This window comes from Streptomyces kronopolitis, from assembly GCF_014646275.1.
GTDB lineage: Bacteria > Actinomycetota > Actinomycetes > Streptomycetales > Streptomycetaceae > Streptomyces > Streptomyces kronopolitis.
The window spans coordinates 1-9,634 of sequence record NZ_BMND01000070.1; the positions used below are offsets into that span (position 1 = coordinate 1).

Here is a 9,634-nt window from a genome sequence, read left to right on the forward strand (position 1 = left end):
CCGCCGGTGCCGTCCGCGGCCGCCGGGCCCGCCGCCGGCCGGCCGCCGCGCAGCGGACGCTCCCACCGCAGCCGGGCGAGCACGGCCGAGGCCGGTACGGACGCCCCCGGCGGCAGGGAGGCGAGCAGGGCCAGGGCGCGGCGGCGGACCTCGGGGGCGGGGGAGCGGTCGAGGTGCGGGCCGAGGGCGGCCAGGGCGCGGCCCTTGGCGTCGGCGGTGCCGACGACGCCCGGTGTGCGGGTCGCGGTGAGCCAGCCGGCGACGAGTGCGGCCCAGCGCTCGGGGTCGGGCAGCTGGAGCCACTCCTCGGCGGCCGGGGTGGCCGCGAACCGCTCGTCGGCCTCGCCGTCGGAGGCGATCAGCCCCGCCGCGTAGGCGAGTTCGAGCCAGAAGGCGGCGAGCTGCTCGGTGGTGTCCAGGGCGGTGGCGGTCCGCTTGAGGTCGCGCACGCTCATCCCGCCGGCGCGCAGCACCGCCGGGCCGCCCAGGTCCCACTCCTTGAGCAGCTCCTCGACGGTCGCGAGCGCGGTGAACGCCTGGCTCGCGGCGGCGTTGTCCACAAGCTGTGGATCACGTTCCGTCGTCGGCGACAGGTCGGGTGCGGCCGGCTCGGTGGTGTGGTGGGCGCGTCCGCCGCGCAGATGCAGCGCCACCTCCCGGGGCAGCACGACATTGCGGGCGCCCGCCGGGAGCAGCAGCCCCCGGTCCAGCAGCCACCGCAGATGCGGGGCCGGCCGGTCGGTGACCCCGCCGTACGGCGGGCCCCACAGCAGCTTGTCGAGCACGGCGACCGATTCGGCGGGCGCGGTGTCCAGCAGCGCCGCCATCCGCGCGCGGTCGCCGAACAGCGCGCCGAGCGCGGCGGCCGCGGTGACCGGGTCGTGGGTGGTGGGCAGCCCGGCCGCGGCGATGATCTCCTGCAGCAGCCCCGGCGACATCCCCGCCACGGCCTCGGCGACGGTCGGGCCCAGGCCGGTCGGCGAGGGGTGCACGGCGCTGGGCGTCAGCAGCTCACGGGCCGTACGCACCAGCCGCAGCCGGTCGTCCGGGCCCCACACCAGCGCCTGCGCCCGCAGCTCCGCGAGCGCCCGCGGCAGCGCGGCGGCGACCGCCGGATCCCCCGCGTCCCCGCCCATCAGCGCGCCCAGCGTCCCGTACGGACACGGGTCGGGCGCCACCGCCAGCGCCTCCGCGGTCTGCAGCACGAAGCGGTCCAGCCGCTCCACGGCGCGCACCACCGACGCCCGCGTCCCGGCCCGGGTCGCGAGCTGGGTGACATCGCCCGGCACCGGGCTGAGCAGATCGGGCCGGGCCCGCAGCAGCCCGACGAGCCCGCCGTCCGGGCGGGTCCTGAGCTCCTCGGCGAGGGTGCGGGGTGTACCGGTCATTCGTCCTACGTTAGCGGGGCGGGGGAGGACGGGGGACCGGGTGGCGGCGCGGTTTCGTGCTGCACCGCTCCGGGGCCGCCGCCGCGCCGCCGTGTCGGGCGCCGCGCCCTCCGGCCCGGCCGCCGGCCGACGGGGTACCGTCGGGGGAGCAACCAGCGGACGCCGCAGGGGATTTCGTGGGGATCGAGAGTGATCAGCTCGTCTTTGACTATCTGAGCCGGGTCGGTGACCTGGCTCAGCAGCGGGGCCTGCCGTCCGGCACCCGGATGCGGCTGGTGAGCGGGCTGCGGGCCGAGATAGACGGACAGCGGGCCGACTCGGTGTCCGGTGTGCAGCGGATCCTGGCGCGGCTGGGGACCCCGGAAGCGGTGGTCGCGGCCGCGGGGGGCGACGCGGGCCGGACGCCGGACGCCCCCCGCGGCGGCTTTTCCGGTACGGCGCAGGGCCCGGCGGCCGGCTCCGTCCAGCGGAGCGACGGCCCCGCCGTGCCGTTCGGCCCGCTGTCCGGCGGGCCGTCGCGGCCGGAGCCGGCGCGGCCCTCCGCCCGCGAGCGGCTGACCGGCCTGGCCCGGCGCAGCGGGCTGACGGGCCGCACCCCCCTCGGCGGCAAGGCGTCCGCCGACGGCGCGGCCTCCGGGAGCGGCACGGTCCCCGGCCCGCGGGGCGACGCCGCACCCTCCGTCGGCCTGCCGCCGCATCTGGCCGGGGCGGACGAGCTGGGCGACGGCTCGGCGCCCGACTGGTGGCGGGTGGAGCCCGGGCCGTTCGGCCCCGGGGAGACCGTGCCGGGCTTCGTCGGCGGGATCGAGATCCCCGAGATGTGGGACCGCCCGGAGCGCGACCGCCCGCTGTCGCTGCGCAAGGACGGCGAGCCGGAAGCCGACGAGGACGGGACGGGGGCGGACGGCGACGCCGCGGACCGGCGGGGACGCCCGCTGCCCCGGCTGCTGCGGCGGGCGCTCGGCTGCCCGCCCGCCCCGGTGGCCGCACCGGCCGGCGACGGCGGGGAGGAGGCGGTGGCGCTCCCGGCGCGCCCGCCGCTCAGCCCGGTCCTGTCGCTCGCGGTGCTGCTGCTGGTGGCCGGCGCGGCGCTGGGCTCGTGGCTGGCGCTGGCGGGCGGCTGGGGGCTGGCCTACGCCTCGCGGCGGCTGACCCGTCCCGAGGCCAAGTTCGCGGCGCTCGGCGTGCCGGGCATCGTCGTGGGTGGCCTGGTGGTGTGGCTGTGGGGCCGCTTCGCGGGGCGGTGGGGCGCGCCGATCGCCCACGGCCGGCTGGGACCGGAGATGCTCGACGGGCTGCCGGGAATGATCCGGGTGGCGGCCGTCGCCTCGGCCCTGTTCCTGGTGTGGCGGATGCGCCGGGTGCCGCGCTGAGCCGCGCCCCCGGCCCGGGCGTTACCGGGGTCCGACCGGTGCGCCCCGGCCCGTCCGGCCCGGGCCCCGGCCGCCTCCGGGCCCCCTTGCCGCCGCGGGCACAATGGCAGGCATGGCTGCGCACCCCCTGACGGTCGGATTCGACCTCGACATGACGCTGATCGACTCCCGCCCCGGCATCAAGGCCGCCTACCAGGAGCTGTCCGCCCGGACCGGCACCTTCGTCGACGCCGACGCCGCGGTGACCCGGCTGGGCCCGCCGCTGGAGCAGGAGGTCCGCCGCTGGTTCCCCGAGGAGCGGGTCGCGGAGATCAGCGCGCTCTACCGGGAGCTCTACCCGCAGCACGCCATCGCGGCCACCACGGCCCTGCCCGGCGCCCGCGAGGCCCTCGCCGCGGTGCGCGCGGCAGGGGGCCGGGCGATCGTGGTGACCGCCAAATACGAACCCAACGCCCAGCTGCACATGGCCCATCTCGATCTCGCGCCGGACGCCGTGATCGGCTCCCTGTGGGCGGAGGCCAAGGCCGAGGCGCTGCGGGCGCACGGGGCGCAGATCTACGTCGGCGACCACACCGGGGACGTCCGGGGCGCGCACACCGCCGGTGCGCTGTCCGTGGCCGTCGCCACCGGCCCGTGCGACGCGCAGGAGCTGCGGGCGGCCGGCGCGGAGGTGCTGCTCGGCGATCTGACGGAATTCCCGTCGTGGCTGGATCGCTACGTCGCGGAAGGGGCCGATGGGGCGGGCGGGGCCGACGCGTCGGCGGAGGCCTGCGCCTGACGGCGCTGCGCGACCGCGGAGCGGATCACTCCGGCCGCGGCGACCAGGAAGCCGGCGCCCATCAGCATGCACAGCCAGTAGAAAGCGGACGGCAGCGGATGGGTTCCGAGGAACAGCGGCGTCACCGTGGCGAGAGTGGCCACTGCGCCAACTAGGAACATGATCGCGCCGATTCGGACCAGCAGATCCCCGGCCTGGGGAGTTTCGTCAGACACCTGACCAGGGTAAGTCCGGGCGAGAAGCACGGAGGATCCACCCGGCGGCGTCTTGTCACCGGCCCGGGGACCATTAGCCTTGATGGTGGCGGGTCCTGCGGCCCGCTGCAGTGCTATCCGGACCCCTTTTTTGCCTTTTTCCCCTATTTTTCCCACGAGTACGAGGACGAGGACAGACGTGCCTACCGGCAAGGTCAAGTGGTTCAACAGTGAGAAGGGCTTCGGCTTTCTCTCCCGCGATGACGGCGGTGACGTCTTCGTCCACTCGTCGGTCCTGCCCGACGGCGTGGCCGCACTCAAGCCCGGCCAGCGCGTCGAATTCGGCGTCGTCGCCGGCCAGCGCGGCGACCAGGCGCTGACCGTGACCCTGCTCGACCCCGCGCCCTCCGTGGCCGCGGCCCAGCGCCGCAAGCCCGATGAACTCGCCTCGATCGTCCAGGACCTCACCACCCTGCTGGAGAACGTCACCCAGCAGCTGGAACGCGGCCGTTACCCCGACAAGGTCCACGGCGCCAAGATCGCCGGCATGCTGCGCGCCGTCGCCGACCAGCTGGACGTCTGAGACCGGCGCCCCGCGCCGCCGGCCCGTCCGGCAGCCGTCACACGAAGCGCAGCGCATCGCGGCCGAGGGGAGGTACGAGCCCCTCGGCCGCGGCGCGGGTGAGCAGCCCGCGCACCGCGGCGTAGCCGTCCTCGCCGAGGTCGGCGGTGAACTCGTTGACGTACAGCCCGATGTGCTGGTCGGCGACCTTCGGATCCATCTCCTGGGCGTGCTCCAGGACGTACGGCCGCGACGCCTCGGGATCGTCCCAGGCCATCCGGACCGAGCCGCGGATCGCCGCGGCCAGATCGCGCAGCGCCGGCTCGCCCAGCGACCGCTTGGCGATGATCGCGCCGAGCGGGATCGGCAGGCCGGTGGTCAGCTCCCAGTGCTCGCCCATGTCGGCCAGGCTGACCAGCCCGTAGTCCTGGTAGGTGAAGCGCGCCTCGTGGATGACCAGGCCCGCGTCGACCTTGCCGTCGCGCACCGCCGGCATGATCTCGTGGAACGGCAGCACCACGATCTCCCCGACGCCGCCCGGCACCTCGGCCGCCGCCCACAGCCGGAACAGCAGATACGCCGTCGAGCGCTCGCTGGGCACCGCGACCGTCCGGCCGGCCAGATCCGCGGCCGCGCCCCGCTCCCGGGTCAGCACCAGCGGCCCGCAGCCGCGCCCCAGCGCCCCGCCGCAGGGCAGCAGCGCGTAGTCCTCCAGCACCCACGGCAGCACCGCGTAGGACACCTTCAGCACATCGAACTCACCGCGCTCGGCCATGCCGTTGGTGACGTCGATGTCGGCGAAGGTGACCGCCAGCTCCGGCGCGTCCGGGACGCGGCCGTGCGCCAGCGCGTCGAAGACGAAGGTGTCATTCGGACAGGGCGAGTACGCGATGTTCAGCGGCCGGCTCACGGGGTCCTCCTCAGCTGGGACGGTGCGACCCGCCGGCCGCTTCGGCGGCGGCCGCCAGGGCCCCGGGAAGCGTACGGAAGGCATCGGTCAAGGCGGCCAGGGCGGCGCCGATCCGCCAGGCGCCGCGGTCCCGGGGGCCGACGGCGTTCGAGATCGTACGGATCTCCAGCACCGGCACCCCGTGCGCGGCGGCCGCCTCGGCGACCCCGAAGCCCTCCATCGCCTCGGCCAGCACGCCCGGGTGACGGGCCGCCAGCTCGGCGGTGCGAGCGGCGCTGCCGGTGACCGTCGAGACGGTGACGACGGGGCCGGTGGCAGCGCCGGACGCCGCGGCGACGGCCCGCACCAGCGCCGCCTCGGGGCGGTGCAGCACCGTGCCGAAACCGAGTTCGGTGACCGGGGCGAAGCCGTCGGGGGTCTCCGCGCCCAGATCGGCCGCGACGATCGCGTCCGCGACCACCACCGACCCCACGGGCGCGCCGGACGAGGGCGCCTGCGGTGCGGCACCGGGCGGGAAGCCGCCGCCGATCCCGGCCGAGACGACCAGGTCGTAAGGGGCTCCGGCGAGCGCGGCGGCGGTCAGCGCGGTGGCCGTGCCGGCCGCCGCGGCCGCCGGACCGACACCGGCGGCCAGCGCCTCGATCGCCACCGGCGCGCCGGACAGCCGCCGCAGCGGGTAGCCGCCCGGCAGCGCCGACTCCTCGCACGACTCCGCCGCGGCGCACACCGCGTCGCGTTCGGCGGCGACCGCCGTGACGACCAGGACCCGCATCACACGGCCCTCCGGCTCAGTTCTCCTGCTTCAGGGTGAAGTGCCACATGGCCTTCGGGCCTTCGCCCGAGTTCAGCTCGGCGACCTGGAGGGTCACGTCCTTGCTGTACGAGGTCTGCCCGGTCTGCGGGTTCTGCTGCATGAACAGCGTGTCCGCGTCGAAGCTGCGGTAGGTCTGCTTGCTGGGCTCGCGCATGACGGGACCGGCGCCGATGACGATCCAGCCGGACTTCGCGACCTGCGGGTCGACGCCCACGCGCACCTTCTCACCGGGGTGCACGGTGATCGTCTTGTCGCCCTTCTTGGTCAGGCAGGCCGAGATCTCCTTCTTGGAGAGGACCTTGCCGTCCCCGTCGCAGCCGGGGGTGGCTTCGGCCTGCACCGTCGTCGATCCGACGGTCACGGTCGAGAGCGCGGTCGGCTTCTCGCAGGCGGAGAGGGTGATGAGACCCAGGGACACGGCACCGATGGCGGCAGCGGCACGGCGGCCCTTGCCCCAGGAGATCAACGCAGCGGTCATACGGGCAGGCTATCGGGCGCCCCGGCACACGCCACGCCCGGGTACGGCGTGCCGCGCGCCCGCGGGAGGTCAGGCCACCCGAGGGGTCGTCGTGCCGCCGCGCCGGGCCGCGCTCAGCAGCCCCCGCACGGCCAGCGCCACCCCCAGCAGCACCAGCCCCGCGGCCACCGCCATCCCCAGCGTCCCGATCAGCGGCAGCGAGATCCCGATCGCGCCGCCCACCACCCACGACATCTGCAGCGCCGTCTCGGACCGGGCGAACGCGGAGGTGCGCACCCCCTCCGGCACATCGCGCTGGATCATCGCGTCCAGCGACAGCTTCGCCAGCGCCTGGCACAGCCCCGCGACGGCCGCCGCCGCGGTCACCACGACCACCGCCACCACCTGGTAGAACACCGCCGCCAGCACCGTCGCGCAGAGCGCCAGCCCCAGCACCGCCGCGATGATCGCCTCCGGCCCGCGGGCCTTCAGCCAGGCGCCGACCGCCGTCCCCAGCGCATTGCCCGCCCCGGCCGCCACCGCCACCAGCCCCAGCGAGGCCGCCGCGCCCAGCCCGTCCAGCGGGCGCTCCCGCAGCAGGAACGCCAGGAAGAACGTCAGGAAACCCGAGAGCGCCCGCAGACAGGCGTTGGCCTGCAGCCCGTGCAGCACCGACGGCCCGACGGTGCGCAGCCCGGGCTTGCGGCCGCCGCGCGCCGCGGCCCGCGCGGACGCCTCCCGGGACGTCAGCCGGGCCCGGACCTCGCCCTTCGCCGAGTCGACCTTGTGCGGCAGCGAGAACGACAGGTACGCACCGGCCGCGAACACCACGCACGCCCCGTACAGCGGCCAGCCGGGCCCGATCAGATGCAGCCCGGCGCCGATCGGCGCCGCCACCCCGGTCGCCAGCAAGCCCGCCAGCGTCACCCGCGAATTGGCCTTGACCAGCGAGATCCGCGGTGGCAGCAGCCGCGGCACCACCGCGCTGCGGATCACCCCGTAGGCCTTCGACGACACCAGCACCCCCAGCGCCGCCGGGTACAGCTGGAGGCCGCCGGTCGCCACCGCGCCCGACATCGTCAGCGCCAGCAGCGCCCGCGCCAGCATCGAGCCCGCCATCGCCGCCCGCCGGCCGTGCGGCACCCGGTCCAGCAGCGGGCCGATCACCGGCGCCAGCAGCGCGAACGGCGCCATGGTGACCGCCAGATACAGCGCCACCCGGCCCCGCGCCTCGTTCGTCGGCACCGAGAAGAACACCGTCGAGGCCAGCGCGACCGTGATCATCATGTCGCCGGCGGAGTTCACCGCGTGCAGCTCGATCAGCTTGCCCAGACCCGATTCGCCCGCGCCCTGCGCATGCGTGGCGCGCCGCAGTCCGCGCGCCGCGCCGGTGAACGGGCGGTGCAGCGCCCGGCCCAGAGCGCGCCCCGCCCGGCGCGCCCGGCCGCCCCCGTATCCGCTCCGCGTAGAGGCGCGCGACCCCCCGGACGGCGTCCGTGCCGACGTCCGGGAGGTCCTCAACACCTTCGACACCCTTGCGGAAGCCACCCGGCCATACTGCCCCAACTCGCCCACGAGGGGGCACTTTCTCCGCGCTGGCGCGCGAGGCGCACCGCCCGGCGACCGCCCCCGCGGACATTTGCCACTCCCGCCGAGGGGTCGTACACCGCTGAAGGGGTAGCGTGTGTAGCGCGCCACCGGCGGTCGTTTTTGGCCGCGTGCCTCCTCGCGATCCCGCAGAATGGGACGTGAGAGGCGCGCTCGACCGGAACGACCGGGCGCGGACGTCGACGCGGTCCCCAGGTCCGCTCCGCCCGCCCCGGCACCGCCGGTCGTCCGGACAGGACAAGGACAGCTCCGGCTGGCGCGCTCGTGAGACGGCGTAGAAGAGAGAATCGATTCTTGTGAGTGCTGCGATGCGAAGCCGTACCCCTGACCGCCTGTGCGCCGAGGCGGTCGACCTCGCCCGGGAGGCGGCGGAGGATGCCGCGCTGCCCGGCATGGTCGGCGACCACATCGATGCCGTCGCCGACGGAGACCGCGTCGTCACCCACCTCTTCGCCTGCAACGAGCCCGGCTACCGCGGCTGGCGCTGGGCCGTGACGGTCGCCCGGGCCTCCCGCGCCAAGGTCGTCACGCTCGACGAGACGGTGCTGCTGCCCGGCCCCGACGCGCTGCTCGCGCCGGAGTGGGTCCCGTGGAGCGAGCGGCTGCGCCCCGGCGACATGGGCCCCGGCGATCTGCTGCCCACCGAGGCCGACGACCTGCGGCTGGAGCCCGGCTTCACCGGTGACGACGTCCCGCCGCCGAACTCCGTCGTCGCCGAGGGCATGGCCGCCGAGATCGCGGACACCGAGGACGCGGCCGTCCTGCCCGACGCGCCCGCGATCCAGCCCGCCCCCGAACGCGGCGGCATCGCGGCCGTCGCCGAGGAGCTGGGCATGCGCCGCGCCCGGGTCCTGTCCCGCTACGGCCTGCACACCGCGGCCGACCGCTGGGAGGACGCCTACGGAGCGAAGTCCGCCATGGCCCAGGCGGCCCCCGCAACCTGTGTGACCTGCGGCTTCCTCACCCCGCTCACCGGCTCCCTGCGCCAGGCCTTCGGCGTCTGCGCCAATGAGTTCGCCCCCGCCGACGGCCGGGTCGTCTCCCTCGCGTACGGCTGCGGGGCGCACTCCGAGGCCGCCGTCATGCCGAAACCGGCGCGGCCGGCCGCGCCGGTCGTGGACGAGACCGTCGTCGAACCGCTGGCGTTGCGTCCCGAGCGGGACGGCGGCTCGGTGGAGGAGACGGGGCCGGCGGAGGAACTCGGCCATAGCTGAGCCGTTCCGCCTTCGGCGGGGTGGGTTGTGTTTGGGCGGGGGCGCCTTTGGTGTGTGGTGGGTGCCGGTGGTGGACCTCCGGGGCCTGTGTTGTGGACTGCTTCGCTTTACGTCCACAACACAGGCCCCTCCGGCCCACCCCCTCCCGTCCGGATCGGCACCCCCGCCCGGTGGGGGGATGGGTCAAAAAGCCAGAAGCTCGGCCGCGACATACTCCGGCCGAGCTTCTGGTTTTTGTTTTTGACACTCCTCCCACCGGGGTGGGGCCCCACAACTACGGGAGGGGGCAGGGGCGGAGGGGTGGGTGTGTGGACGTAAAGCGAAGCAGTCCACACA

The 9,634-nt window shown here is 75.5% G+C and carries 10 protein-coding genes; 4 read left to right on the plus strand and 6 right to left on the minus strand.

The window, feature by feature from the left end:
* Nucleotides 1–1,388: serine/threonine-protein kinase (locus IEY78_RS33130; protein WP_506417109.1), on the minus strand; the 1,388-nt coding region annotated here is incomplete at its 3' end.
* 176 nt (nt 1,389–1,564) lie between these two features.
* Here IEY78_RS33130 and IEY78_RS33135 point away from each other — a divergent pair.
* Together IEY78_RS33135 and IEY78_RS33140 are read left to right on the plus strand one after the other, a co-directional pair.
* Nucleotides 1,565–2,761: a hypothetical protein gene (locus IEY78_RS33135; RefSeq protein ID WP_189104692.1), complete on the plus strand. Its 1,197-nt coding sequence runs from the start codon at nt 1,565–1,567 to the stop codon at nt 2,759–2,761.
* A 112-nt stretch (nt 2,762–2,873) separates the two neighbouring features.
* Nucleotides 2,874–3,539: an HAD family hydrolase gene (locus IEY78_RS33140; protein ID WP_189104694.1), complete on the plus strand. Its 666-nt coding sequence runs from the start codon at nt 2,874–2,876 to the stop codon at nt 3,537–3,539.
* Here IEY78_RS33140 and IEY78_RS33145 read toward each other — a convergent pair.
* Entirely contained in the window at nt 3,476–3,754 is a 279-nt protein-coding gene (locus IEY78_RS33145; RefSeq protein ID WP_189104696.1) for a hypothetical protein, read from the minus strand. The genes IEY78_RS33140 and IEY78_RS33145 overlap by 64 nt on opposite strands.
* 178 nt (nt 3,755–3,932) lie before the next feature.
* Here IEY78_RS33145 and IEY78_RS35070 point away from each other — a divergent pair, with 178 nt between their 5' ends.
* A complete protein-coding gene (locus tag IEY78_RS35070; RefSeq protein ID WP_018089689.1) occupies nt 3,933–4,316 on the plus strand; it encodes a cold-shock protein in 384 nt (127 codons plus the stop codon).
* Nucleotides 4,317–4,353: 37 nt separating this feature from the next.
* Here the strand turns inward: IEY78_RS35070 and IEY78_RS33155 are convergent, their stop codons facing one another.
* The 4 genes from IEY78_RS33155 to IEY78_RS33170 all read right to left on the minus strand — a co-directional run bounded on the left by IEY78_RS33155 (nt 4,354) and on the right by IEY78_RS33170 (nt 8,000).
* Nucleotides 4,354–5,205, minus strand: a complete 852-nt coding sequence (locus IEY78_RS33155) for a 1,4-dihydroxy-6-naphtoate synthase (RefSeq protein ID WP_189104698.1) — start codon at nt 5,203–5,205, stop codon at nt 4,354–4,356.
* A 10-nt stretch (nt 5,206–5,215) separates the two neighbouring features.
* A complete protein-coding gene (locus tag IEY78_RS33160; protein WP_189104699.1) occupies nt 5,216–5,977 on the minus strand; it encodes a futalosine hydrolase in 762 nt (253 codons plus the stop codon).
* Between the two features lie 16 nt (nt 5,978–5,993).
* Nucleotides 5,994–6,497 carry a hypothetical protein gene (locus tag IEY78_RS33165; RefSeq protein ID WP_189104700.1) on the minus strand — a complete coding sequence of 168 codons (504 nt, stop codon included), beginning with the start codon at nt 6,495–6,497 and terminating at the stop codon, nt 5,994–5,996.
* A gap of 69 nt (nt 6,498–6,566) precedes the next feature.
* Nucleotides 6,567–8,000, minus strand: coding sequence for an MFS transporter (locus IEY78_RS33170; RefSeq protein ID WP_373294300.1), 1,434 nt, complete (start codon nt 7,998–8,000; stop codon nt 6,567–6,569).
* Between the two features lie 392 nt (nt 8,001–8,392).
* Between IEY78_RS33170 and IEY78_RS33175 the strand changes: the two genes are divergently transcribed.
* Entirely contained in the window at nt 8,393–9,298 is a 906-nt protein-coding gene (locus IEY78_RS33175) for a DUF3027 domain-containing protein (RefSeq protein WP_189104701.1), read from the plus strand.
* The last annotated feature ends 336 nt before the right edge of the window (nt 9,299–9,634 follow it).